The organism is Bradyrhizobium sp. 197, assembly GCF_023073375.1.
Lineage (GTDB): Bacteria > Pseudomonadota > Alphaproteobacteria > Rhizobiales > Xanthobacteraceae > Bradyrhizobium.
This window is the reverse complement of record NZ_JADPJJ010000175.1, coordinates 73,601-99,993: the sequence shown is the minus strand read 5'-3', so window position 1 is coordinate 99,993 and position 26,393 is coordinate 73,601. Positions and strand designations below refer to the sequence as shown.

Sequence of the window (26,393 nt, the reverse complement as noted above, 5' to 3'; positions counted from 1 at the left end):
CTCCGAGACCCGCATAATCCACCGAACCGCCGTATACGGACCCGTACGTACGGTGGTGTGGGAGGGGCGACGCCGCGAGGCGTCCCCCTATCCCGATTGAGTGACGTGATCAGCTTCAGAAGATCCGCGAGAAGATCACGTACAGCGTGCCCGACAACAGGATCGCGACGGGCAGGGTCAGCACCCATGCCATCAGCATGTTCCTGATGGTGGCGACCTGGAGACCCGACCCGTTCGCGGCCATGCTGCCGGCGACGCCGGACGACAGCACGTGGGTCGTCGATACCGGCAGGCCGAACATGTCGGCGGCGCCGATCGTGGCGGCGGCGACCAGCTCGGCAGAGGCGCCCTGCGCGTAGGTCAGGTGGGTCTTGCCGATCTTCTCGCCGACGGTGACGACGATGCGCTTCCAGCCGATCATGGTGCCGAGGCCGAGCGCGATCGCAACTGCAACCTTCACCCAGGTCGGGATGAACTTGGTCGCGCTGTCGAGGCCGCCCTTGTAGGCGTTCAAGGTCGCGACCTCGTCCTTGTTGAGGTCGTTTTCCTTGTCCTTCATCAGGAAGCGGATCGCTTCCGAAGTCAGGTACATGTCGTTGCGGGTGTTGCCGACGACTTCCGCCGGCACCTTGTTCAGCGAGCCATATTTCGCAACCTGATCGCCGACATCCTTCACCAGCACTGACAGCGAAGGGTAGGTGCCTTCGCTGATGTGATGCGAGGTGACGTACTGCGTCACCACAGGATGGGGGTCGCCGATGATGGCATGACCGGCGCCCTTGGCCGCAACCACCTTGGAGGCGGCATCCGAGACCTTCGCGAACTGGGCGACCTGCGACTCCGGCAATGCGCGGTTGAGCGCATAGGCGGTCGGCACGGTGCCGATCAGGATCAGCATGATCAGGCCCATGCCCTTCTGTCCGTCGTTCGAACCATGGGCGAAGCTGACGCCGGTGCAGGTCAGGATCAGCAGGCCGCGAATCCAGATCGGCGGGGCTTTGTTGCCCTCAGGGGCGGCATAGAGCGCCGGGTTCTTGATGATCATCTTGAGCAGTAGCAGCAGGCTTGCGGCGCAGACGAAGCCGACCAGCGGCGACAGCAGGAGCGCATAGCCGATCTACGTGGCCTTGCCCCAGTCCACGCCCGAGGTGCCGTCGCGGCCGCGCATCAGCGCGTTCGCCACGCCGACGCCGATGATCGACCCGATCAGCGTGTGCGAGGAGGAGGCCGGCAGGCCGAAATACCAGGTGCCGAGGTTCCAAAGGATCGCGGCGATCAGCAGCGCGAACACCATCGCGAAACCGGCGCTCGAGCCGACCTGCAGGATCAGCTCCACCGGCAGCAACGAGACGATGCCGAACGCGACAGCTCCGGTCGACGTCAGCACGCCGAGGAAGTTGAACAGGCCGGACCACATCACTGCGAATTCCGCCGGCAGCGAGTGGGTGTAGATCACGGTCGCAACCGCGTTGGCGGTGTCGTGGAAACCGTTGACGAATTCGAAGCCGAGCGCGATCAGGAGCGCAACGATAAGGAGGATATAGGGCAGATAGCTCGTGACCCGGGTACCGGTCGCATCGACATCGGAATAAATGCTGTAGGCCACATAGAGCAGGCCCACGGCAAGAATGCCGAAGAACAGGATCATCGTCAGCGGATTGAAGCCCTTGTCGAGATTTGGCCGCGAGGCCGGCTGGATCGGCGCGGGATCGGCTACCGCGTGGTCGAATGCAACATCGGTCATGTCTGGACGCCCCTTAGCTCTGTAAGGGCTATTGTCCCCGATGGATTTGAAGGCTGGATGACAACCAGGGCTTGAAAGCCGTTTTCCCGCCTGTATTTAGGCGGCGCGCGCCGCTTTCTTCTGCAGACTGGCGGCGATTTTGAGATCTTCGACAAAGCGCTGATATTCCAGCACCTTGGCTTCCGGATCGGGCAACCGCAGCAGATAGGACGGGTGCACTGTCACCAGCGCCTTGTGACCGTCGGGAAGGTCGATCAGCCGGCCGCGGGTCTTGCCGATCGGGGTGATCTTGCCGAACACGCTCTGCGCGGCAGTGGCGCCCATCGCGACGATGAGATCGGGCTGGATTACGGAGACTTCCCGCTCATACCACTGCCGGCAGGCCTTTATCTCCGGCGTATTCGGCTTCTGATGCAGGCGGATTTTGCCGCGCGGCACGAATTTGAAGTGTTTCACCGCGTTGGTGACATAGACCTTCTTGCGGTCGACGCCGGCTTCCGCCAGTGCCCGGTCCAGCATCTGGCCGGCCGGACCAACGAAGGGATGGCCGGCGAGATCTTCCTTGTCGCCGGGTTGCTCGCCGACCAGCACGATATTGGCGGACTTCGGGCCTTCGCCGAATACGGTCTGCGTCGCGTCCTTGTAGAGCGGGCAGGCGCGGCAATGCGCAGCCTCCTCGCGGAGCGCTTCGAGATCGTCGGTGGCGGACTTACGTTTCATCGGAGCCTCCGGTCGCTTCTGAGGCTTGTGTGGATCGGTTGCGGCATTGGCGATCATGGCGCCGATCATGCGTTCGGCGTCCTCGATCAGAGGCTTAATGATCGAAGCCTCGGGCAGGTTCCTCCAGTATTTCTTCGGCATCTCGGCCTGCATCGCCTTCACCTTGAGGCGGGCCGGATTGAAGATGCTGGCGTAGTAACGCCGCCAGGTTTCCTCCAGCCGATCTTCGCCCGGCGCCTCGCTCTTGCTGACGCCAGACGTGAACGAGAGCGCGTGGCCGTCCCAATGTGCGCAGAGATCCGGCGTCAGGATCGACCATGGCATGTCGGCAAAACGTTTGGCGAAGAACGGCGCGGCGAGCTCGACGATATGATGCTCCGGCTCGAACCAGGCGACGTAGTGTGCTTCGCGTTCCCGGCCGATCTCACGAAAGCGCACGAAGGCGTGCATCTTGTGCTCGTCGCGATAGACCGCCTTTGCCATGGCCGTGACTTGCGCGACATCTGCATCGGTCGCGACCTCGATGAGGTCGTGATTGCCCTTCACCCGAAACAGCAGGCGATAGAGGATCGAAAAACGCTCGCCGTCGTGATGGAGGATCGCGGCCTTGGCGAGTTCTACGAATTTTGCTGGGACGTTGAAGGTGCCATTGCCGGCCTCCGGCAGCCGAGACGGCGAGGGCGGCGCGAACAGCTCCGCTTCGCCGCCCTGCACGGCCCAGGTGATATCGGCCGGCTTCACCTGATGAAGCACGAGCGCACGTGCGGCTTTGCGCCAGCCGTCGAAATCGGTTTCGGTATTGAGAGTGATGTACTTCATCAGAAGCCAAACCCCAGTTGCGTTGCCTTCGGCTTGAACCGTTCGATCAGCCGTGCCTCGTCGAGGCGATGCGGCGTGGGCCGGTGATCGCTGAGGACGATGAACGGCAGCGCCTTGTTGCGGGGCACATGCAGCCGTGCGAGATCGGAGACGCGGATGGTGGTCGTGCGCCGCGTCGCGATGATGCGCTCGACCGTCTTGGTGCCGAAGCCCGGCACGCGCAACAATTCCTCGCGGCTGGCGCGGTTGACGTCGAGCGGGAAGCGGTCGCGGTGGCGCAGCGCCCAGGCGAGTTTTGGATCGATGTCGAGCGGCAGCATCGCGCTGTCGTCGACGATCTCGCCGACATGGAAGCCGTAGAACCGCATCAGCCAGTCGGCCTGGTAGAGTCGGTGCTCGCGCAGCAAGGGCGGCGCGCGCAGAGGCAGCGCGCGGCTGGCGTCGGGGATCGGGCTGAACGCGGAATAGTAGATGCGCCTCAGCCTGTATGAGCCGTAGAGATTGGCGCTGGTGTGGAGAATGGTGTGGTCGGAGGCCGCGTCGGCGCCGACGATCATCTGCGTGCTTTGGCCTGCCGGCGCGAAGCGCTGCGGCCTGGCTTTCGTTTTCGCGCTACGGTTTTCCTCGGCCTCGTCCAGCTTCAGCCGCAGCCGGCCCATGGTGCGGCGGATCGCGCGCACGTCTTTCTCGGGCGCGAATTGCTGCAGGCTCGCCTCTTCCGGCATCTCGATGTTGATGGAAAGACGATCGGCATATTTGCCGGCCTCGGAGATCAATGCATCGTCGGCCTCCGGGATTGTCTTGAGATGGATGTAGCCGCGGAAGTGATGCTCCTCGCGCAGTTTTCGCGCGACGCTCACCACTTGCTCCATGGTGTAGTCGGGGCTGCGGATGATGCCGGAGGAGAGAAACAGCCCCTCAATGTAATTGCGCCGGTAGAAGTCGAGCGTCAGCTTGACCACCTCGTCGACGGTGAAGCGGGCGCGCGGCACGTTGGAGGAGGCGCGGTTGACGCAATAGAGGCAATCGTAATTGCAAGCGTTGGTCAGCAGCACCTTGAGCAGCGAGATGCAGCGGCCGTCCGGGGCATAGGAATGGCAGATGCCCATGCCGGGCGCGGTCGAGCCCATGCCCTTGCCGTCGCTGGAATCCCGCCTTTCGGTGCCGCTGGAGGCGCAGGACGCGTCGTACTTGGCGGCGTCTGCCAGAATCTCCAGTTTGCGTTGCACGTCCATGTGTGAATCCCTTTGATTCTACTCATGAATCCCGAAGAGTCCCAATTCGATTGACTCCTGGGGCGCCGTTAGCTTTATATTAGAACATACCATGAACAATTGAGCCAGCCGTTGGTTCTCTTTTGAGAGCACCGGCAATCATCCCTGAAGGAGCGGCGAGCATGCAGAGCGCGATCAGCAAAAGTGGTCGCCGGTTTTGCGTCCGATCGCGCTCTTCTTTTTAAGAGGGCGCATGATCTTGTCGCCAAACCGCTCACACTTTGGCGGATCATGCGCCACCGCACGAACAAGCGCGCTTGCGACCTTGCGCGGCCAGATCGAGCGCATCGAGACGGCGGAGGTCGTGCATCAGCGCGATCGCGTCGCGCTTGGTCACGGCGCGGCCGACGGCGCGTTGAAGGGCGGGCTCGCGCGCGCGGCGATCCACGAGGTGTTTTGCGAAGGACGTCAGGGCGCGGCCGCGACGGGCTTTGTCACGGGACTTGCGGGGCGCGTGACGGCGCGCAAACCGCTGCTATGGGTGCGGCAGGATTTTTCAGACATTGAAACCGGCGCGCTGTCGATGAGCGGGCTCGCCGAGATCGGTCTCGATCCGCGCCGCATGGTGATGGTGCGCGCCGCCGATGTGGAGAGCGCGCTGCGCACCTCGGCCGATGCGCTCGCCTGCGATGCGCTGGGTGCGGTCGTGCTCGAGCTCTGGGGCGAAACCAGGCAGTTCGATCTCGTGGCGAGCCGCAAGCTGACGCTGGCCGCGCAATCTTCAGGCGTGACTGGCCTGTTGCTGCGGATGGCCGCGCAACCTTTGCCATCGACCGCGGAGACACGATGGATGCTGCGCGCGGCGCATTCGCCGCCGGGGTCGGTGTGGAGTGCCTGGGGCGCGCCGCGCTTCGATGCCGAGCTCCTGCGCAATCGTCATGGCCCGTGCGGCCGTTGGATCATGGAATGGAAATGTGATGAGTGCCAGTTCTCTGAACCGCCGGCGTATCCTCAGCCTGTGGCTGCCGCGCCTGCCCATCGACCGGATCCAGCGGTTCTTTGGCAACGCCGGACTGCATAAGAATAACGAGCCCAGCATCGTCGTTGCCAAGGACAACAGCGCGCTGGTGATCCATGCGCTGGACGAGGCCGCCGAGCGCCTCGGTCTGTATATCGGCCAGCCCCTGGCCAATGCCCGGGCGATGTGTCCGGATTTAAAGGTGTTCGACGCCGATGTCGTGACCGATGCGAAGACGCTCAGCGACATCGCCGACTGGTGCGATCGTTTCACGCCGCTGGTGGCGCTCGATCCGCCGCACGGGCTGTTTCTGGACATCACCGGCTGTGCGCATCTGTTCGGCGGTGAGACTGCGTTGTTGCAGACCCTCGTCCGTGCCCTCGATCGCCAGGGCTTTGCCGTCAGCGCGGCGATCGCCGGCACCTCGGTTTGCGCACGCACGCTGACGCGCCAGGTCACGGGCACCATCGTCGCCGATGGCAGGGAGGCGGCGGCGATCAGCCGGTTTCCGGTGTCCGCGCTTGGTGCGGGCGAGGCCATCACCACGGGCTTGCGTCGCGCCGGCCTGAAGACGATCGGCGATGTCGCTTCCCGCGAGCCACATGAAATCACGGCGCGGTTCGGTGCGCGGTTCTCCACGCTGCTCGCGCATGCGCTGGGGCAGGGCGATGCGCCGATCAGCCCGCGAAAGCCGCCGCCCGATTACATCGTGGAAAAACGCTTTGCCGAGCCGATCGCCACCGACACCATGATCGCGATGACGCTGTCGCGACTCGCCGACACGCTAATCGCGGCGATGGAGAAGCAAGGCAAGGGCGCGCGCCGCCTGGAAGCAGCCTTCTTCCGCACCGACGGCGCGGTGCGCGCGATCATGGTCGAGACCGGACGTCCCGTGACGCGAAGCGCCGTCGTCGACCGGCTGTTCCGCGAGCGCCTCGATGCGTTGGCCGATCCCCTCGATCCCGGCTTCGGCTTCGACATGGTGCGGCTGTCGGCGAGCCGCACCGAGATCGTGGTGCAGGAGCAGCGCGATCTCGATGCCCATGTCCACGACAATGACGAGCTTGCCGCGCTGATCGACCGCATCGCCGCGCGCATCGGCGGAAAGCGCGTCGTCGTGCACCTGCCGCAGGACACCCATATCCCCGAATGTGCGGTGCTGGCCGCACCCGCGCAGCACCATCTCGCCGTGGCCATGCAGGCCGAATGGCCAGCGCGCACCGAGAGTGAGCCGCCGCTGCGTCCCTTGCGGCTGTTCGACAAGCCCGAGCCGGTCGTGGTTCCGTTCGCGACCGTGCCCGACGGCCCGCCGCATCAATTCACCTGGCGCCGCGCGCAGCATGCGGTGGTGCGGGTCGAAGGGCCCGAACGCATCGCCATGGAATGGTGGCGGCAGGACGGCAAGCAACTGACGCGGGACTATTTCCGTATCGAGGATGCCGAGGGCCTGCGCTTCTGGATCTTTCGCGACGGTCTTTACGAAGGGGAGTGCTTCGATGACGACGGCAAGCCCGCTCCTCCCGGTTGGTATGTGCACGGTCTCTTCGCATGAATACACCAGCTTATGCCGAGATCGGCATCACCACGAATTTCTCCTTCCTGCGCGGCGGCTCGGATCCGCGCGCCTATGTGCATCAGGCCAGTATCCTCGGCATTCCCGTGATCGGCATCGCCGATCACAACACGCTGGCCGGTGTGGTGCGCGCCTACAAGGAACTCGACAATGACAAGGTGCTGCACAAGCCAAAGCTGCTGATCGGCACGCGCATCGTCTTTATCGACGGTACGCCCGATATTCTGGTCTATCCGCGCGACCGCGCCGCCTATGGCCGGCTGTGCCAGCTTCTCACCCGGGGCAAGCGCGGCGACGACATCACGCGGATCGAGAAGGGCGAGTGCCATCTCACCTTCGCCGATCTGCTTGCGTTTTCCGAAGGTCAGCTCCTGATCCTGACGCTGCCGCATCGCTTCGATGCGGCGCAAGCGCAGGACATTCTCGCCAAGCTGAAGGCGAGCCGCGCCGGGGGCGTGTGGCTGGCGGCGAGCCTGATCTATCGCGGCGACGACCGGCGCCGCCTCGCGCAGCTCGATGATCTCGCCGCAAAAGCAAAAGTGCCGCTGCTTGCGACCAACGAGGTGCTCTATCACGATGCCGGCCGCCGTCCTCTCCAGGACGTGCTGACCTGCATCCGGGAAAAAACCACGATCGAGGCGATCGGCCGGAGGCTGGAAGCCAATGCAGAGCGGTTTCTGAAGACACCCAGGGAGATGGCGCGGCTGTTCCGCGATTTCCCTGAGGTTATCGCGGAGACCATGCGCTTTGCGGACAAGATCACCTTCTCGCTCGACCAGCTCAAATACCAGTATCCGGACGAGCCGGTGCCGCCGGGGAAGTCCGCGCAAGGGCATCTGGAGGATATGACCTGGGCGGGTGTCGACAAATATTTCGATGGTGAGATCGACGACAAGCTGCGCGCCACCCTGAAGAAAGAGCTCGCGCTGATCGCCGAGCTGAAATACGCGCATTACTTCCTCACCGTCCACGACATCGTGCATTACGCGCGCAGCCAGAACATTTTGTGCCAGGGGCGGGGATCGGCGGCGAATTCGGCGGTCTGCTACGTGCTCGGCATCACCTCGGTCGACCCGACCAAGGTCGATCTGCTGTTCGAGCGCTTCATCTCCAAGGAGCGGCTGGAGCCGCCCGATATCGACGTCGATTTCGAGCATTCGCGGCGCGAGGAGGTGATGCAATATGTCTATCGCCGTTACGGCCGCCACCGCGCCGCGATCATCGCCACCGTCATTCACTATCGCCCCCGCAGCGCCATCCGCGACGTCGGCAAGGCGCTGGGCCTGACCGAGGACGTCACCGCCGCACTCGCCGACACCGTCTGGGGCAGCTGGGGCAAGGGCCTCAACGACATGCAGGTCAGGCAGGCCGGCCTCGATCCGCAAAACTCCATGATCAACCTCGCGGTCGAGCTCGCGACCGAGCTGATCGAATTTCCACGTCATCTGTCTCAGCATGTCGGCGGCTATGTGCTCACGCAAGACCGGCTCGACACCTATGTGCCGATCGGTAACGCCGTGATGGACGATCGCACCTTCATCGAATGGGACAAGGACGACGTCGATGCGCTCAACATGATGAAGGTCGACGTGCTCGCGCTGGGCATGTTGACCTGCATCCGCAAGTGTTTTGATCTGATCGACCAGCACAAGGGTGAGCGCTGGGTTCTGGCGAGCGTCCCGCAGGACGACCGCAAAGTCTACGACATGCTGTGCCTCGGAGAATCGCTCGGCGTGTTCCAGGTCGAAAGCCGCGCACAGATGAACATGCTGCCACGCCTGAAGCCACAGACCTTCTACGATCTCGTCATCGAAGTCGCGATCGTGCGGCCGGGACCGATCCAGGGCGACATGGTGCATCCGTATCTGCGGCGGCGGAAAATGCGGCCCGAGGATATCGAATATCCCTACCCTAAGGGTGGCAATAAAGATGAGCTTCGAGACGTTCTGTACAAGACGCTTGGTGTTCCTCTTTTCCAGGAGCAGGCCATGCGAATTGCGATCGTGGCCGCAGAATTTACCCCGGAAGAGGCGAACGGATTGCGTCGTGCCATGGCGACGTTTCGCAACGTTGGTACCATCGGAAATTTCGAAGAGAAAATGATCGGCAACATGATACGCAGAGGTTACGATCCGCAATTTGCAAAAAACTGCTTCGAGCAGATCAAGGGGTTTGGCTCCTATGGTTTCCCGGAAAGTCACGCGGCGAGCTTTGCGCAGCTTGTCTACGTCTCTTCATGGCTGAAGCTTCATCATCCCGATGCATTCTGCTGCGGTCTCCTGAACTCGCAGCCGATGGGCTTTTACGCCCCGGCGCAGATCGTCAGCGACGCCCGCAAGAACGGCGTCGAGGTGCGCGACATCGACGTGTCTCATAGTTCCGCACAAAACACGCTGGAAAATACAGAGGGCAAGTATTGTGCTGTCCGTCTCGGTTTCCGCCAGATCGACGGCTTTCACTGGCTCGATCCGGATGAGGACGCACTCAAAAAACAACAGGCAGAGCGGCAGGGCAAGGAATACGTCAGCCAGGAAGACTGGGCCGACCGCATCGTCGCCGCCCGCAACCGCCGGCCCTTTACCTCGCTGGAAGATTTCGCCCGCGACACCGGACTGCCCAAGCGCGCGCTGATCCTGCTTGCCGATGCCGACGCGTTCCGCTCGCTCGGGCTCGACCGCCGCGAGGCGCTGTGGCAGGTGCGGCGCCTGCCCGACGATGTGCCGCTGCCGCTGTTCGAAGCGGCCACCGCACGCGAGCAGCCGGACGAGCACGCCAAGCCGTTGCCGGTGATGCCGCGCGCCGAACAGGTGGTCGCGGACTACCAGACCATTCGCCTTTCACTCAAAGGCCATCCGATGGAATTCTTGCGCGAGATGTTTACGCGCGAGCGCATCGTCGCCTGCAAGGACATCAATCATGAGAACGAGCGGCGCCGCGTGCGCTGTGCCGGCGTCGTCCTGGTACGGCAGCGGCCGGGGAGCGCCAGCGGGGTCGTGTTCATGACGCTGGAGGACGAAACCGGCATCGCCAATGTCGTGGTATGGCCCAAGATCATGGAGCAGTACCGCAAAGAGGTGATGGGTGCGCGCCTCATCCTGGTCGAGGGCTACATCCAGAGCAGCCCCGAAAAGGTGACGCACCTCATCGCCCAGCGCATGATCGACCGTTCGCACGATCTGGTCGGCCTCGCCAACGACGTCCTGAGCCGCAAGCACCCGGTGCCGGCAGGCGCCGCCCTGATCGAGCCGCTCAACGACGATCCCCGCGCCCATGCGGATGCGCCCGCGCAAAAAATCCGCCACCCCCGTAACGTCCGCATCCTGCCGCCGTCCCGGGATTTTCATTGAGGTGATGGCGTTAAAATGCCGCCCCACCGTCATTGCGAGCGCAGCGAAGCAATCCAGACTGTCACCGCGGCAAGCCTCTGGATTGCTTCGCTGCGCTCGCAATGACGAATTTGTTGATCGATCGTCCGCCACACTATCGGTCATACCCGCGAAGGCGGGTATCCAGTACGCCGCGGCTTCTCGGTTCAATCACCGCCGTCTCCGGATACTGGATCGCCCGCCCCAGTGCGCAACAGCGCACAAGGCGGGCGATGACAGTGTGCTCCTAAAAATTCACCCGGTTCGAGATCGCGCCATCCACGACCAGATTGGAGCCCGTGGTGAACGACGAGACCGGGCTTGCCAGAAACACCGCCGCGTTCGCGATTTCCTGCGGCGTCGCCATCCGGCCGGTTGGATTGCGGCTCAGCGCATCCTCGTAGCGTTTTGGCATGTTCTGCTCGATCGTATTCCAGACGCCGCCCTTGAAATAGACCGTGCCGGGTGAGACCACGTTGACGCGGATCTTCTTCTTCGCCTACTGCCGCGCCAGCCCCTTGGCCATGTGGATCAGTGCCGCCTTGATCGGTCCGTAGGAGCTGGCGAGATCGGCCTGCGCCGCCGAGATCGAGGAGATGATGACGAAGGCGGCGTCGCCGCCTTTGTCGCCGCTGGCCTCGAGGAACGGCCGCGCGGCATCGAACGCATGCACGGCGCCGAGCAGGTCGAGCCGAAAATTCTGCTCCCACGATGCGGCATCATGGCCTTGCGCCATCGCCCCCGCGTTAGAGAACAGCATGTCGATGCCGCCAAGCTCCTTTGCAGCATTCTCAATCCAGGATTTCAGTGCCGCGCCGTCAGTGACGTCGACGGGGCCCCCGGTCGCGCGGATATCGCTGGCCTTCAACTCCTTAACGGTGGCGGCAACCTGATCGGCGTTGCGTGCACACACCGCGACATTGCTGCCTTCACCGGCCAGCGTCGCCGCAATCGCCCGCCCGATGCCGCGGGTGCCGCCGAGGACGACGGCGTTCTTGCCTTTGAGACCGAGATCCATTGTTTGGCTCCTTCTTGTTGATGCAGGGTATTGTAGCTGTTTCGGAGGATATGCTGAACTCTCCAATTCGTCATTGCGAGCGCAGCGAAGCAATCCAGAAATGCATCCGCGGAAACAGTCTGGATTGCTTCGTCGCAAGGGCTCCTCGCAATGACGAATTGGAGAGAGGCGGGCCCTCACTCCGGTGCCGCCCCCACCGGCGGGCCGCCGGGCGGCCGGTGCAGGTATGTCAGCGAAACGTAGGCGCCGGCCCAGGAGCCGATCGCCGCGAAAGCCACATAGAAAGCGTTTTCGGTGTAGCTGATCACGGCGTAGGAGGAGAGCATGTACCAGACCGCGCTCCAGTTCGCCGCGGGCACGCGCTTGCGCGCGATCACGGCCGAGGTGAACATGACATAGACCGCGTCGGTGGCGGCCGTTGCGATGAACACGGCTCCTGCGGTGAGGGGATCGATGGCGGCCATTGCATTTCCTTCCGGGATAGTGAGAAGTTCGCAAAACTAAAGGGAGAGAAGCGGCTATGCAAAGCCCCGCCAACATTCTCAGGGATATCTGGATCTCCGTCGGCGGCGATATGGCCGCGCTCGAACGCGTGCGGCTGACCGGCGAGGAGCCGCAAATCCCGTCCTCGTTTCGCGTCGCCGTCGCTGGACAAACCACGATCGCCGCCGCCGGCCTCGCCGCTGCCGAAATCTGGAGATTGCGCAGCGGCGAGGTGCAGGATGTCACCATCGACATGCGCCACGCTGTCGCCGAATGCCGCTCCGAGCGCTATTTACGCGTCGACGACAAGCCGCCGCCACCCGCCTGGGACGCCATTGCCGGCGTCTACAGGACCGGCGACAACCGCTTCGTTCGCTGTCACACCAATTTCCCGCATCATCGCGACGCCGTCTGCAAGGTGCTCGGCTGCGAACCCGAACGCGAGAAGGTGCAGGCCGCGCTGATGCAATGGAAGGGCGAGGATTTTGAAACTGCGGCCTATGCTGCGGGCGGCGTCGTTGCCCTCATGCGCTCCTACGACGAATGGTCGGCGCTGCCGCAGGCCCGCGCGCTCGCCGAATTGCCGCTGGTCTCGATCGAGAAGATCGGCGAGGCTCCGCCAAAGCCGTGGCCGCAAGGACAGTCGAACGGCGATCGTCCGCTCGCAGGCCTACGCGTGCTCGACCTCTCCCGCGTCATCGCGGGCCCCGTGGCCGGCCGCACGCTCGCCGCGCACGGCGCGGATGTTCTGCTCGTATCAGGCCCCGAGCTGCCGGCCATCCCGTGGCTCACCATCGACACCGGCCGCGGCAAGCTCACCACCTTCATCGAGTTGAAGAGCGAGACGGGCAGGGCGCAGATGCGCGCGCTGTTGAAGGACGCAGACATCTTCTCGCAAGGCTATCGCCCGCGCGCGCTTGCGGCTCTCGGCTTTACGCCGGAGGACGCAGCGAAAATCAATCCCGGCATCGTCTACGTGACGCTGTCGGCCTATGGCCATTCCGGTCCCTGGGCAGAGCGGCGCGGCTTCGATTCGCTGGTGCAGACCACGACCGGCTTCAACCATGCCGAGGGACAGGCCGCCGGCCTCGACGGGCCGAAGGAATTGCCGGCACAGATGCTCGATCACGCCACCGGTTATCTGATGGCGTTCGGCGCGATGATGGCTAGGGCGCGCCAGGCCCGCGAAGGCGGTAGCTGGCACGTGCGCGTGTCGCTGGCGCAGACCGGGCGCTGGCTGTGGAATCTCGGACGGCTCGAAGGCGGCCTGAACACCCCGGATATTTTGGGCGAGGCCGTACATGCTGCATTCATCGAGAGCATGCCATCTGGTTTCGGCACGTTGAAGGCGGTGCGTCATTCAGCACTGCTGTCGAAGACGCCCGCGCAATGGAGCCGTCCGGCGATGCCGCTTGGCAGTCATCCGGCACAATGGCCGGCACGAAACTGACACCGAGCTTACTTGGACCTGACGCGTTGCAGAATTTTAACGCAAACCGAAAGGCGCGCCGCGTTTTTTAGGTTGTTTGAAATCACAATTCGGCACTATTAGCGCGACCGATGAGGCAGGCATCCGCCGGTATCATCGCAGACATGACCGGGCCCCATGGTAGTTGGAAATACCAAGCGATTGCAGGTGCTTACAAAACAGCGGGTGATCGCATCCGTAGTTTTACTAGCCCTTGCCGGTGCCGGGGCCTACGGCTTCCTCTATGCGGGAGCCAAGGACAAGAGCCACTCCGAGATCTCCAGCCAGTCGCGCAGGAATGCGCAGAACTTCACACCGACGCCGTCGGAATGGGCGACGCTGACGATCGAGCCGGTCAAGGCCAAGACCTTCCGGGCCGAATATGTCACCGAGGGCAAGGTCGCGGTCAACGAGGACCGTTCGACGCCGGTGTTCTCGCCCTATGCGGGGCGGGTGACCAAGCTGCTCGCCAAACCGGGCGAGATGCTGAAGCAAGGTCAACCGCTGTTCACAATCGAAGCCGCCGACACCGTGCAGGCCCAGAACGATTTCATCGCGGCGATGACTTCGCAGAACAAGGCGAAGTCGGCGATCGATCTTGCCGACATCCAGTTCAAGCGCGCCAAGGACCTCTACGAGGGGCATGCCATCCCGCTGAAGGACTATCAGCAGGCTGAAGCGACCCAGGTTCAGGCGCAGAACGACATGCGCTCCTCGGCGACGGCGCTGGAGGCCGCGCGCAACAAGCTGCGCATCCTCGGCTTCACCGACGAGACCATCAAGACGTTCCAGGACAAGGGCGTCATCAATCCGGAAGTCACGATCCATTCGCCGATCGCGGGCACGGTCGTGCAGCGTAAGATCGGTCCCGGCCAGTACGTCAATTCCGGCGCCAGCGATCCGGTGTTCGTCGTCGGCGATCTCTCCACGGTCTGGCTCACCGCCTTCGTGCGCGAGAGTGACGCGGCTGCCGTGTGCATCGGGCAGGACATCACCGTCAACGTGATGGCGCTGCCGGGTCGTCCGCTGACTGCGAAAATCAACTACGTCGCCGCCGCGATCGACGCCAACACCCGCCGTCTGCTGGTCCGCGCCACCATCGACAACAAGGACGGCCTACTCAAGCCGGAGATGTTCGCCAACGTCACGATCTATTCGGCCGGCGACCGCGCCGCGCCGGCGGTACCGAAGCAGGCCTTGATCTATGAAGCCGACAAGGTCCGCCTCTGGGTTGCACGCGAGGACAAGTCGGTCGAGCTGCGTGAGATCAAGATCGGGCTCATTAATGGCAACCTCGTCGAGGTCACCAGCAATCTGAAGCCCGGCGAGCAGGTCGTCACCAAAGGCAGCCTGTTCATCGACCGCGCGGCGTCCGGCAGCTGATCGACGACCCAAGAAAATTGAAGACCTGAATGGATCGCCTCGTCGCCCTTGCCGTCAATCGACGCTTCCTGATGGTCGGCATGTTCGTCGCCGTGCTCTTCGGTGGCCTCATTGCGTTCAACCAGCTCAACATCGAGGCCTACCCCGATCCGACCCCGCCGATGGTCGACATCGTGACGCAGAGCCCGGGCCTGTCGGCGGAGGAGATCGAACGCTACATCACGATTCCGATCGAGACCCAGGTCGCCGGTCTGAAGAACCTGACGACCATTCGCACCATCTCGCTCTACGGCCTCTCCGACGTCAAACTGCAATTTTCCTTCGCCTACACCTATGACGAGGCGTTGCAGCAGGTCTTGAACCGCCTGGCGCAGCTCGCGCCACTACCCGGCAACGTGCAGCCGCAGATCTCGCCGCTCAGCCCAATTGGCGAAATCTTCCGCTACCGTCTCGTCGGTCCGCCGAATTACAGCGTGCTCGACCTCAAGACCATCCAGGACTGGATACTCCAGCGCCGCTTTCGTGCCGTGCCTGGTGTGATTGACGTCACCGGCTGGGGCGGCAAGAGCAAGACCTACGAGCTCCAGGTCGACTTCAACAAGCTGGTCGCCAACGGCCTGACGCTGCCGCAATTGCTTCAGGCGGTCGGCAATTCCAACGTCAATGTCGGCGGCAACACCGTCAATATCGGTCAGCAATCGGCCGTGGTGCGCGGCGTCGGCCTGATTCGCTCGATCGACGACCTCGCCAACACCATGGTGGCGCAGACCAACGGCAACCCGGTGCTGGTCAAGGACGTCGCCACCGTCACCGTCGGCCAGAAGCCTCGTCTCGGCATTGCCGGCCTCGACGATTCCGACGACATCGTGCAAGGCATCGTCCTGATGCGCCGCGGCGAGCAGAGCTCGCCAACCATCAAGCGCGTCCACCAGCTCGTTCAAACCATCAACGACTCCAGCATCCTGCCGCCGGGCGTGCGCATCGAGCGCATCTACGACCGCGGGGATCTGATTGAGCTCACCACCCACACCGTGCTGCACAACATGGTGGTCGGCATTCTGCTGATCGTGCTGCTGCAGTGGATCTTCCTCGGCGATCTCCGCAGTGCGCTGATCGTCGGCGCCACGATTCCGTTCGCGTTGTTCTTTGCCGTGATCATCCTGGTGCTGCGCGGGGAATCGGCGAACCTGCTGTCGGTCGGTGCGATCGATTTCGGCCTGATCGTCGATGCTACCGTCATCATGGTGGAGGCGATCTTCCGGCGCCTGACGCAGACGACACCGATGTCGGAATCCGAGCAGATGTCGTCCGAGACGCTGTTCGGCATGAAAAGCCACGCCATCCTCAGCGCGGCGGCCGACGTCTCACGTTCGATCTTCTTTGCCGCGGCGATCATCATCGCGGCCTTCCTGCCGCTGTTCACGCTCTCCGGCGTCGAGGGCAACATCTTCGGGCCGATGGCGCGCACCTATGCCTACGCGCTTGCAGGCGGCCTCCTTGCGACGTTCACGGTGACGCCAGCGCTGTCCGCGATCATCCTGCCGGCTCATGTCAGGGAGACCGAGACCAGGGTGATGCGGATCCTGCATCGGCTCTACATGCCATTGCTGAATTGGGCGGTCGCCAACCGCGGCATCATGCTCGGTGGCGCGCTCGGCCTCGTGCTGATGACGGTTGCGCTCAGCCGGTTGCTCGGCCTCGAATTCCTGCCCAAGCTGGAAGAGGGTAATCTCTGGATCCGTGCGACGCTGCCGCCGACCATCTCGCTCCAGGAAGGCAACTCCTACGTCAACGAGATGCGCAAGGTGATCCGCGCGCGGCCTGAAGTGGAATCCGTGGTGTCGCAGCACGGCCGCCCCGATGACGGCACCGATGCCGCCGGCTTCTTCAACGCCGAGTTCTTCGCGCCGCTCAAGCCGGCCAGCCAATGGCCCGGCACCCGCGACAAGGAAGAGCTGACCGCGCAACTGCTCAAGCAGCTCGACGATCGTTTCCCCGGCGTCGAGTTCAATTTCTCGCAATATCTCCAGGACAACGTCTCCGAAGCCGTCTCGGGCGTGAAGGGCGAGAACTCGATCAAGCTGTTCGGCAGCGATCTCCAGGCGCTGACCGACACCGCCAACAAGATCAAGTCGGTGCTGGCCACCGTGCAGGGGGTCACCGACCTTGCGGTGTTCACCTCACTCGGGCAGCCGACCATCCAGATCGACATCAACCGTGCCAAGGCTGCGCGCTATGGCCTTGCACCGGGCGACATCAACGCCACCATCAAGGTCGCGATCGGCGGCGACACCGCCGGCGACATCTACGAGGCCGGAAGCGACCGCCACTTTCCGATCATCGTTCGCCTTGCGCCGGAATTCCGCAGGAGCGCCGAAGCGATTCAGAATTTGCGGATCGGCGCCCCCGGGCCGAACGGCACCGTCACGCAGATACCCCTGAGCGAGGTCGCCACCATCAGCCTCGTCTCGGGCGCGGCCTACATTTATCGCGAACAGCAGGAACGCTATCTGCCGATCAAGTTCTCGGTGCGTGAGCGCGACCTCGGCAGCGCGATCCGCGAGGCGCAGCAGAAGATCGCCGATCAGGTGCAGCTGCCGCCCGGCGCGCACATGGACTGGGTCGGCGAATTCGGCAATCTCCAGGACGCGATCCGGCGATTGTCGATCGTGGTGCCGATCTCGCTCGCGCTGATCGGCGTCCTGCTTTGGTTCAATTTCGGCTCGATGACCGACACGCTACTCGCCATGAGCGTGATCCCGATGGCGATCTTCGGCGGCGTGCTCGGTCTCTTGATCACCGGCACCGCCTTCAGTGTCTCCGCGGCGATCGGCTTCATCGCGCTGTTCGGCATCGCCGTGATGGACGGCATCATCATCCTGTCGCAGTTCAACCAATTGATCGACGAAGGCATGGACCGCATGAGCGCGGTGATCCGCACCGGCGAATTGCAGCTCCGACCCGTGCTGATGACCTGCGTGGTCGCGGGCGTCGGTCTGCTGCCGGCTGCGCTGTCTGGAGGCATCGGCTCGCAGGTGCAGAAGCCGCTCGCGGTCGTCGTCGTCACTGGCATGATGCTGGCGCCGATCGTGATCCTGGTGACGCTGCCGGTGCTGATCTCCTTCTTCTCCCGCCGCGCACGCTGACCTGTTCGAGCTGGAATCGCGTTCCGCTTCGCGGCCATGTCCGCGCGGCGAAGTCTCAACCAGTCTGGCGAATCAAAATCCGTAGAGCCGCGCCGGATTGTCGACCAGGATTTTCTTGCGCACATCCGCATCCGGTGCCCACACCGGAAGCTGATTGAGGAGACGCCCGTCGTCGATCTGGTAGAGCGGCGCGACGTCGGTTGGCTTGCGTCCCTCGACGCGGCTCGAATCCGGATGCGGCCAGTCGGTGCCCCAGACGATGCGGTCCGCGTTCGCGGTGATCAGCGCCTGCGCGAACGGCACAATGTCCTTGTAATCCGGCGCGAGCGTTGACGAGCGATAGGCGCCCGAAATCTTGACATAGGCCTTCCCCGACTTCACCAGCGCGACGAGATCGGAGAAGCCCGGCTGGCCCAGGCCGCGCGAGGCTTCGAGGCCGCCGAAATGGTCGAACACGACAGGTACCGGCGCCGTCTCGACGAGGTCCTTGATCGCCGAGATCATCGGCAGCGTGGTGTAAAGCTGCACGTGCCAGCCGCGCGCCTTCATGCGCTCGACTGCGGCGGTGAAGCGCGGTCGGCCGACATTGGGGTCGTTGACGCCGCCGGTCGCGAGATTGAGGCGGACGCCGCGGAAGCCGTCCTGATGCATCGCGTCCAGCGCGCTCTCCGGCGTCTTGTCGTCGATCACGGCCACGCCGCGAGCATTGACGCCGCGTGCTTTCATGCCGAACAGGGTCGACGAATTGTCGGTTCCGTAGACACTTGGAGTGACAATCACCACGCGTTCCATATTCAGCGACTTGTGCAGCGCGGCCATCTCCTCCGGAGATGCCAGCTCGGGCGTGTAGACACGCCCAGCGAAGAACGGAAACGTTTCGGGATCGCCGTGGATATGGGTGTGGCAGTCGCAGGCATGCAGCGGAACGTCGAAGTTGACCGGCGTCGCGGGCTGTGCCGCACGGGCGTGGGCTTTGTTGGACATGGCAACTCCGGCGGCAAGGGAGGCAAGCAGGACGCTACGTCGGCTGAGCATGGTTTCTCTCCCGCATTATCGTTCCCGGATGAATACCATAATTCGCCCGGGAGCAGAGCGCCCCTTACGCAACCCGGCGTCGCTTCGATGGCCGCCCGCTTGTCGCGGGCTGCGCGGACAATGTCAGGCCCAATGCTCCAACGATGCGCATGACAGTGCCGAACTCGGGATTGCCGGCTTCTCCAAGAGCCTTGTAGAGACTTTCGCGATTCAAGCCGGCCTTCCTGGCGATCTCGCTCATGCCGCGTGCACGTGCGACGAGGCCAAGCGCATCCCGCACGAAATCCGCATCGCCGGTTTCCAGCGCGACCGCGATATAGGCGGCCTGACGCTCTTCAGTGTCGAGATAGTCGGCGGCATCAAATCGTGTTGTCTTGGTAGCCGTTTTGGCTGCGGCTTTGGACGTGGCCCTGGGCATCACACTGTCTCCGCCAGCTTCTGGGCTTGCTCGATGTCTTGCTGTTGTGTGCGCTTGTCGCCACCACACAATAGGATCACGACCTGCGCTCCGCGCTGCACATAATAGATCCGGTAGCCCGGGCCATAGTCGATGCGCATTTCCCGGACATTCCGGCCGACGCTCTTGCTGTCGCCGGGATTGCCCATCTCCATGCGGCGAATGCGGACGGCGATACGGGCGACCGCGTTCGCGTCCTTGAGACGGTCCAACCACTCCGAAAAGCGCTCAGTTTGCCTCACCTCGATCATAGGGGTGGGACTGTAGTCCATGGGCGACAGAATGTCAAAGGAGCCGGCGTGGCGCGTCGAAACGGCGACCAGGCCTTTTACTTCTGCGCCCAGCCCGCGTCGCGAGCGTCTACTGCCCAGACGGCGTGCGCAGGCCGTGCCAGGCGTCGCGGACCTGCTGGTAGTGCACCTCGGGCAGATAGTCCGGCGTGTTCAGGCTCAAGGTCTTGACATCGAGATGGCCGACGGCGCTGAGCAGCGTGTAGGAGGCGATCACGCGGTCGCGGCTGGCGCCGATCAGGCGGGCCTTGGCCTGGATCAAATCGGCCTGCGAGTTCAGCACGTCGACCGTCGTGCGCTGTCCGCCGGCGGCCTCGCGCTGCACGCCCTGGAGTGCGACGGTTGCCGCCTTCACCTCGGACTCGGAAGCGGACACCGCGATCTTGGCGCCTTCGTTGGCAACCCAGGCGCTGGTCGCCGCGGTGCGCGCCTGGTTGCGCACCTGATCGAGCACGAGCCGGCTCTGCGCCGTGATCTCCTTGGCCTGCCGGGTCTGCGCAGCAGCCTGGCCGCCGTCGTAGATCGGCGCAGTGACGTTGGCGACGATCGAGGCCTGGTCCTCGGCGAAGGTGCCGAGCGTCGGGTCGTTGTTGCGGCTCCGGCTGGCGCTGCCCTGGATGCTCGCGCTCGGCAGCAGCGCGCCTTCTGCGACGCGGATGTTGGTGGAGGCGACATCGACGTCGAAGCCCGCCGCCATCACCGCCGGGTGCTGACGGATAGCCATCATCAGCGAGTCTTCGCGGCTCTTCGGCAGATAGCGGTCGACGACTTCGGCGGCTCGAAGCTGCGACGGTGCATTGCCGATCACCTGCGCGTAGATCGCCTGGCTCACCGCCAGCGCGACTTCGGCGGCGTTGAGATCGGAAAGCCCGCGGTTGAGCCGCGCCTCGGCCTGGGCGCTGTCGGTCGGCGTGACGTCGCCGGCGTTGAGGCGGCGCTGGGTGACGGCGAGCGTTTCGCGCAGGAAGGAGACGTTGGAGCGCTGCGCCTCGACCAGCGACTGGTTGGCGAGCACGTTGGTGTAGGCGGTAACCGCGTCGAGCAGCACGCCCTGGCCGACATTGCGCAGCGCCTCGCGGCCCGACTGCACCTGGAGTTCTGCGGCGCGCACGTTGTTGGCGGTGCGGAAACCGTTGAACAGGGTCTGCGTCACAGTGACGCCGATGATCCACGGCTTCAGATTGGCGGTCTGGATGGTGTTGTCGGGCAGCAGATTGCGCACCGATTGCAGCCCGGCGCTGAGGCTTGCCACGATCTGCGGCCGATAGCCGGCGAGCGCCTGCGGCACGTTCTCGTCGGTGGCGCGCTGACGCGCGCGCTCGGCATTGAGCTGCGGGTTGGTCTGGTAGGCCTTGGCGAGCGCCTCCGGCAGGGCTTCCGCCCATGCGGCGGAGGGCAGGGCGCAACAGAGCGCCAGCGTGGTCCATGTCGCGAGCACAGGAGCCACGCCCGATCGATGCCGCGTCATCACGCGACCAACTCTGGCGGCACGCCCAATCATGTAATCCCGCAAATCCCGGCTGTCCGCCCCCGCCGACGGCGGCTCTCTTAACTGTTTAACCAGCCGACGTCCCGCAGGCAAACTGCCGCGGGGAAAACCCCCATGTATTCCGTGCTTGTTGCAGGTGCGTCACACACCAATCCCCTCCAGGATGCGTTATAGGGAGCTTGGCGGCTTCCAATCCGTCAGGTGCCTGTCATGTAGTCCGGACCCCACGGATGATGCCGAAGCTCTTCTCCGATTCCGATGCTCTCGCGGAGGAGATCGTTCGCGCTGTCGGAACCGATTTGGTGGTCGGACTGCCGCTCGGCCTCGGCAAGGCCAATCATGTGGTCAACGCTCTCTATGCGCGTGCCTGTGCCGATCCTGACGTCAAGCTGACACTGCTCTCGGCGCTGACGTTGGAAAAGCCGAGACCGAAAGGCTTGATCGAGCACCGGTTCATCGCGCCCGTGATCGACCGATTGTTCGGCGGCTATCCCGATCTTGCCTATGCCGATGCGCTGCGCGAAAGCCGGTTGCCGCCCAACGTCGAAGTCGTTGAATTCTTCTTTCTGGCGGGACGCTGGCTGCACGTGCCGGCCGCGCAGCAGAATTACATCTCGGCCAACTATACCCACGCGGCAAGCTATCTGCTGGCGCGCGGGCTCAATGTGGTGACGCAACTGGTGGCCAAGCGCGTCGTCGACGGAGTGCCGCGCTACAGCCTGTCTTGCAACACTGACACGACACTGGACGTGCTGCGTGAACGCCGCGCCGGGCGTGCATCGTTCAAGCTGATCGCACAGGTGAATTCCGAACTGCCGTTCATGCCGGGCGCGGGCGACCTTCCGGCCGATGAATTCAGCGCCGTGCTGGAGAGCGCTGCGACCGACTTTCCGCTCTTTGCGCCGCCGTCGGAGCCGATCTCCAACGTCAAGTACGCGATCGGACTGAATGCGGCATCGCTGGTACGCGATGGTGGCACGCTTCAGATCGGCATCGGACAGATCGGCGATGCGCTGGCGCAGGGTCTGATCCTGCGCCATCGCGACAGCGCTGCCTTTCAAAAAATCGTGGCTCGGCTGTCACCCGCACGACTGTCTGTTCCGCAGGAAACCGGAGCCTTCGAGGTAGGGCTTTATGGCGTCAGCGAAATGCTGACCGAAGCCTTCATCGGCTTGATCGACGCCGGCATCCTCAAGCGTGCCGTCGACGGGGTGGTGCTGCACGGCGCCTTCTTCCTCGGACCGAAATCTTTCTATCGTGCGTTGCGCGAGATGTCGCCTGACCAGATCGCGCGCATCCAGATGATGCCGGTGTCGTTCACCAACGAACTCTACGGCGAGGAGGAACGGAAGCGCCGGGCGCGGATCGATGCGCGCTTCATCAACAACACGATGATGGCCACGCTCTTAGGCGCGGCCGTCTCCGACGGCCTCGACAACGGGCAGGTGGTGAGCGGCGTCGGTGGGCAATACAATTTTGTGGCGCAGGCTTTTGCGCTCGAAGGGGCGCGATCGGTCCTGACGCTCGAGGCGACGCGCCAGGCGGGCCGTTCGCTCAAATCCAACATTCTCTGGCGCTATGGGCACGAGACCATTCCCCGGCACCTGCGGGATATCTTCGTCACCGAATACGGCGTTGCCGATCTCAGGGGGAAGTCGGATGCCGATGTCATCGCGGGGATGCTGGCGATCACGGATTCGCGCTTCCAGGGCGAGTTGGTGCGGGTCGCGAAGGACGCCGGCAAATTGCCGCGCGGCTATGAGATACCGGCGGGCCACCGCGAAAACCATCCAGAACGGATCACGAGCGCGCTCAAGCCCGCGCGCGATGCCGGCCTGCTGCCGTCGTTCCCGTTCGGCTGTGATTTCACTGAGGTGGAACAGCGACTCATCCCGGCGTTGGAGATGCTGCAAGGCGCGCAACGCTCGCCGCAGGCGTTGGCGAGCTTGCTGTGGCAGGGATTGATACGAACGCCCGACGGTGCCGATGAGGCGTGTCTCGCACGCCTCGGTCTTGATCGCCCCGCGACCTGGGCCGAGCGTGGATATCGCGCGCTCGTCAGCGCGGCCCTCGCACAGAGCCGCGAGACGTAGCCGTTTTACCGGTTCTTGTTCACCGGCTTGCGCTTCTCGATGAACGCCGCCATGCCCTCGGAGCGGTCCTCCAGCGCGAAGGTCGAGTGGAACAGGTTGCGCTCCACGCTCATGCCCTCGGCGAGCGTGGTCTCGAAGGCGCGGTTGACCGCTTCCTTGGCCATCGCGACCGCGGGGCGCGACATCGCGGCGATCTTCTCGGCCGCAGCCATCACCTCGTCCATCAGCTTGTCGGCCGGCACGATGCGGCTGACGAGGCCGCTGCGCTCGGCTTCGGCTGCATCCATCATGCGGCCGGTGAGGCAAAGGTCCATCGCCTTGGACTTGCCGATCGCACGGGTCAGGCGCTGGGTGCCGCCGATGCCGGGGATGGTGCCGAGCGTGATTTCGGGCTGGCCAAATTTCGCGGTGTCGGCGGCGATGATGAAGTCGCACATCATGGCGAGCTCGCAGCCGCCGCCGAGCGCATAGCCCGCGACCGCGGCGATCGTCGGCTTGCGGCAGCGTGCGAGGCGGTCGCCGCCGATCGCGGCAAAATCCTCGGAAAACATGTCGATGAAGCCTTTCGGCTGCATCTCCTTGATGTCTGCGCCGGCGGCAAACGCCTTCTCGCTGCCGGTCACGACGATACAGGCGATGGCGTCATCGGTTTCGAGGTCGTCGACTGCCGCGGCAATCTCGCGGAAGACGCCGAAGGAGAGCGCGTTGAGCAGCTTCGGCCGGTTCAGCTTGACGATGCCGACCGCGCCTTTGCTTTCGACGATGATGTGTTCGAACGTGCTCATGCTCCACCCACGCTTTTTGATTGAGCGGGCAATGTGCCCGCTGGCGCGGTGGGTTTCAAGGGCCAAAGATGTCGGAAAAGTCGTCCGGAACACGCCGAGGTGCGCGTTCCGGACGAGGTCCCGCGGGCCGGCAATCAGGCTGGATTCAAGCCATGAACATGCGCGCGGCGGAAGCCAGCGTCAGCAGCGTGCCGACGCCGATGAAGATCTTGCCGATCAGGGAGCTCTGGTCCCAGGCCGAGCTCTGCTGGCTGCTTGCCATCACCGGCGCCGGCCGCGGCTGCGCATCGGTTGCGGCAATCACCGCCTTTTGCGCCGGCGGGTTGTCCTGTTGCAAGGCGCGGTCGATGTCGTTGAGCTGATCGGGTGCGACGACCTGGCTCTCGGCGTTCGGGGTGGCGGTATTATCGGCCGCTGCCTGGACGTTGTCGTTGGCGCGGCCCGTCATCGCGGAGGCGGCAGCCGCGGTCGGCGTATCGGCGGCGGCGAGCTGCGCATTGGCGTTGGCGACTTCCGGCGACATCTGCCGCGAGGCCGGAACGTTGCTATTGTCGGCCTTCGCATCGCCGGCCGTTGCCGCGGCGTCCTTGTTGTCGGTTTTGTCGCCGGATTTCTGCGCCGTCTTGGTGCTGTCGCGATGGCGCGACGTGTGGCGCCGCTGCTTGCTCGGCTTGACTGCGTCGGCCTGGTTGCCTGCGCTGTCCGGTTTGCTGCTTGCGGCTGAAGTCGGTGCCGCCTGTGCAATGCCCCCGAACAGCAAGAAAAGCCCGGCCAGGAGAATCAGGGCCGCGCGCCCGCTGGCTTTCTTCATGTTGACGATCTCCCCAATTTCGCCCGTCCCGGAAGCGAACAGAGACCCCGGGGCGTGACGACAGCGCGGCAAAAAATGGGAATCTTCGGGCTACACGGGGCAAAAGCGGGGCAAACTAGGCCCCTCGCGGCCGGCCGCCGGGTGCGGACAGCACCGATCGGTGTTATGAGCCGTCCCAGATCTTTACGGCCGTATCGGTCGCGTGGCCCGGCACGGATCACGAGATCGTGATCTTGAAGGTGCCGCCGTAACAAATTGAAAGAACGGCCGAATTGCATGGTGAGGGCGCACGTGCGCGGACGTGAGGACGAGTGGACCGGCCTGATGCGGTCGGCCATGGCAGGCGATGACGCGGCGTATCATCGCCTGTTGAGGGCGGTCACGCCTGTACTGCGCGCTGCCGCCAGGCGCGGCCTGGCGCGGGCTGGGCAGCCTCCCGACCAGGCCGAGGATATCGTGCAGGAGATTTTGTTGGCGGTGCATTTGAAGCGGCACACCTGGGACAGCGAAGCCCCCTTCGCCCCGTGGCTGTTTGCGATCGGCCGCAACAAGCTGATCGACATGCTGCGGCGGCGGGGCAGGCGGATCTTCGTCAACATCGACGATTTCGCCGAGACTCTGCCGGGCGAGGCGCCGCAGGAGACGGCCTCGGCGGGCGAGGTCGCCAGCCAGCTCAACACGCTGCCGCAACGCCAGCGCGACGTGTTGCAGTCGATCGCGGTCGACAGCACCTCGATCAAGGATACGGCGGCGAAATATTCGATGAGCGAGGGCGCGGTGCGGGTCGCGCTGCATCGCGGCCTTGCGGCGCTGACTGCCAAACTGCGGGACCACTAGTCATGGATACCGATCAACTCATTCGCTCGCTCGCGGCCGACAACGCCCATCGCGCGCCGCGCGTCGGCGCGATGCTGACCATGGCGCTGCTGGTCGCGGCGCCTCTGTCGATCCTGATCTTCGCGACATTTCTCGGCGTGCGTCACGACGTGATGAGCGCGATGCACAATCCGTTCTTCGACATGAAGTTCGCGGTCACGCTGTCACTCGCGATCCCCGCGATCATCGTCAGCCTGCATCTGTCGCGCCCCGAAGCGTTGCTGCGTGGTTGGGGCTGGTTGCTGCTGCTTCCCGTCGGCCTGCTTGCGGTGGCGATCGGCAGTGAGGCGATGATGGCGCCGGCCATGCCGATGACGATGCGATTGATGGGCAAGAACTCCAGGGTATGTCTGTTCGCAATCCCAGCGATGTCGCTGCCGTTGCTTGCCGGGGCGCTGTTCGGCCTGCGCCACGGCGCGCCGTCGCATCCCGCGCTCGCCGGTGCGCTCGCCGGCCTGGTGTCGGCCGGGCTCGCCGCGACGCTGTACGCCTCGCACTGCACCGACGATTCCCCGCTCTTCGTCGCGATCTGGTACACGCTCGCGACCGCGCTGGTGACCGCGATCGGTGCGCTGGTGGGGGCGAGGGTTCTGCGCTACTAGCTCG

General features: G+C 64.0%; 18 protein-coding genes and 2 pseudogenes. 9 read left to right on the top strand and 11 right to left on the bottom strand.

What is annotated here, in order from left to right; all coding sequences use genetic code 11:
- Positions 1 to 115 precede the first annotated feature (115 nt).
- From IVB27_RS38520 to IVB27_RS38510, 3 genes and pseudogenes are all read right to left on the bottom strand, one after another.
- Positions 116 to 1,744, bottom strand: a pseudogene (locus tag IVB27_RS38520) (inorganic phosphate transporter).
- 96 nt (positions 1,745 to 1,840) lie between these two features.
- Positions 1,841 to 3,283, bottom strand: a complete 1,443-nt coding sequence (locus IVB27_RS38515; RefSeq protein WP_247447802.1) for a UdgX family uracil-DNA binding protein — start codon at positions 3,281 to 3,283, stop codon at positions 1,841 to 1,843.
- Positions 3,283 to 4,518: a putative DNA modification/repair radical SAM protein gene (locus tag IVB27_RS38510; protein ID WP_247447801.1), complete on the bottom strand. Its 1,236-nt coding sequence runs from the start codon at positions 4,516 to 4,518 to the stop codon at positions 3,283 to 3,285. Before IVB27_RS38510 ends, IVB27_RS38515 begins: the two co-directional genes overlap by 1 nt.
- A gap of 232 nt (positions 4,519 to 4,750) precedes the next feature.
- Between IVB27_RS38510 and IVB27_RS38505 the strand changes: the two genes are divergently transcribed.
- Genes IVB27_RS38505 through IVB27_RS38495 form a run of 3 tightly spaced genes read left to right on the top strand, consistent with a single transcriptional unit; the run spans position 4,751 to position 10,435 of the window.
- The gene (locus IVB27_RS38505; protein ID WP_247447800.1) at positions 4,751 to 5,578 is read left to right on the top strand and encodes an ImuA family protein; all 828 of its coding nucleotides are present in this window, start codon (positions 4,751 to 4,753) and stop codon (positions 5,576 to 5,578) included.
- A complete protein-coding gene (locus IVB27_RS38500) occupies positions 5,475 to 7,067 on the top strand; it encodes a Y-family DNA polymerase (RefSeq protein WP_247447799.1) in 1,593 nt (530 codons plus the stop codon). The genes IVB27_RS38505 and IVB27_RS38500 overlap by 104 nt, the downstream gene beginning before the upstream one ends.
- Positions 7,064 to 10,435: an error-prone DNA polymerase gene (locus IVB27_RS38495; protein ID WP_247447798.1), complete on the top strand. Its 3,372-nt coding sequence runs from the start codon at positions 7,064 to 7,066 to the stop codon at positions 10,433 to 10,435. Before IVB27_RS38500 ends, IVB27_RS38495 begins: the two co-directional genes overlap by 4 nt.
- 265 nt (positions 10,436 to 10,700) lie before the next feature.
- On the opposite strand, the pseudogene IVB27_RS38490 reads toward IVB27_RS38495, so the two are convergent.
- Both IVB27_RS38490 and IVB27_RS38485 read right to left on the bottom strand, forming a co-directional pair.
- A pseudogene (locus tag IVB27_RS38490) lies at positions 10,701 to 11,471 on the bottom strand (SDR family NAD(P)-dependent oxidoreductase).
- A gap of 176 nt (positions 11,472 to 11,647) precedes the next feature.
- A complete protein-coding gene (locus IVB27_RS38485) occupies positions 11,648 to 11,935 on the bottom strand; it encodes a hypothetical protein (protein WP_247349873.1) in 288 nt (95 codons plus the stop codon).
- Positions 11,936 to 11,991: 56 nt separating this feature from the next.
- Here IVB27_RS38485 and IVB27_RS38480 point away from each other — a divergent pair, with 56 nt between their 5' ends.
- The 3 genes from IVB27_RS38480 (at position 11,992) to IVB27_RS38470 (ending at position 17,951) form a co-directional block, all read left to right on the top strand.
- Positions 11,992 to 13,404, top strand: a complete 1,413-nt coding sequence (locus tag IVB27_RS38480; RefSeq protein ID WP_247349874.1) for a CoA transferase — start codon at positions 11,992 to 11,994, stop codon at positions 13,402 to 13,404.
- Positions 13,405 to 13,560: 156 nt separating this feature from the next.
- Positions 13,561 to 14,805, top strand: coding sequence for an efflux RND transporter periplasmic adaptor subunit (locus IVB27_RS38475; protein WP_247447797.1), 1,245 nt, complete (start codon positions 13,561 to 13,563; stop codon positions 14,803 to 14,805).
- 29 nt (positions 14,806 to 14,834) lie between these two features.
- Positions 14,835 to 17,951 carry an efflux RND transporter permease subunit gene (locus tag IVB27_RS38470; protein ID WP_247447796.1) on the top strand — a complete coding sequence of 1,039 codons (3,117 nt, stop codon included), beginning with the start codon at positions 14,835 to 14,837 and terminating at the stop codon, positions 17,949 to 17,951.
- Between the two features lie 72 nt (positions 17,952 to 18,023).
- On the opposite strand, the gene IVB27_RS38465 is transcribed toward IVB27_RS38470, so the two are convergent.
- From IVB27_RS38465 to IVB27_RS38450, 4 genes are all read right to left on the bottom strand, one after another.
- The gene (locus IVB27_RS38465) at positions 18,024 to 18,986 is read right to left on the bottom strand and encodes an amidohydrolase family protein (protein WP_247349878.1); all 963 of its coding nucleotides are present in this window, start codon (positions 18,984 to 18,986) and stop codon (positions 18,024 to 18,026) included.
- A 64-nt stretch (positions 18,987 to 19,050) separates the two neighbouring features.
- Entirely contained in the window at positions 19,051 to 19,404 is a 354-nt protein-coding gene (locus IVB27_RS38460) for an addiction module antidote protein (protein ID WP_247447795.1), read from the bottom strand.
- On the bottom strand, positions 19,404 to 19,694 hold the full coding sequence (locus tag IVB27_RS38455) for a type II toxin-antitoxin system RelE/ParE family toxin (protein ID WP_247447808.1): 291 nt from the start codon (positions 19,692 to 19,694) through the stop codon (positions 19,404 to 19,406). Before IVB27_RS38455 ends, IVB27_RS38460 begins: the two co-directional genes overlap by 1 nt.
- Before the next feature lie 109 nt (positions 19,695 to 19,803).
- Positions 19,804 to 21,234, bottom strand: a complete 1,431-nt coding sequence (locus IVB27_RS38450; protein WP_247447794.1) for a TolC family outer membrane protein — start codon at positions 21,232 to 21,234, stop codon at positions 19,804 to 19,806.
- 221 nt (positions 21,235 to 21,455) lie between these two features.
- Between IVB27_RS38450 and IVB27_RS38445 the strand changes: the two genes are divergently transcribed.
- A complete protein-coding gene (locus IVB27_RS38445; RefSeq protein ID WP_247447807.1) occupies positions 21,456 to 23,315 on the top strand; it encodes an acetyl-CoA hydrolase/transferase C-terminal domain-containing protein in 1,860 nt (619 codons plus the stop codon).
- Between the two features lie 5 nt (positions 23,316 to 23,320).
- On the opposite strand, the gene IVB27_RS38440 is transcribed toward IVB27_RS38445, so the two are convergent.
- Together IVB27_RS38440 and IVB27_RS38435 are read right to left on the bottom strand one after the other, a co-directional pair.
- Entirely contained in the window at positions 23,321 to 24,100 is a 780-nt protein-coding gene (locus IVB27_RS38440) for an enoyl-CoA hydratase (RefSeq protein ID WP_247447793.1), read from the bottom strand.
- Between the two features lie 145 nt (positions 24,101 to 24,245).
- Positions 24,246 to 24,911 carry a hypothetical protein gene (locus tag IVB27_RS38435; RefSeq protein WP_247447792.1) on the bottom strand — a complete coding sequence of 222 codons (666 nt, stop codon included), beginning with the start codon at positions 24,909 to 24,911 and terminating at the stop codon, positions 24,246 to 24,248.
- A 291-nt stretch (positions 24,912 to 25,202) separates the two neighbouring features.
- Between IVB27_RS38435 and IVB27_RS38430 the strand changes: the two genes are divergently transcribed.
- Positions 25,203 to 25,748 (top strand): sigma-70 family RNA polymerase sigma factor, encoded by a 546-nt coding sequence (locus tag IVB27_RS38430; protein ID WP_247447791.1) that lies wholly within the window; start codon positions 25,203 to 25,205, stop codon positions 25,746 to 25,748.
- A gap of 2 nt (positions 25,749 to 25,750) precedes the next feature.
- A complete protein-coding gene (locus IVB27_RS38425; RefSeq protein WP_247447790.1) occupies positions 25,751 to 26,389 on the top strand; it encodes an NrsF family protein in 639 nt (212 codons plus the stop codon).
- The last annotated feature ends 4 nt before the right edge of the window (positions 26,390 to 26,393 follow it).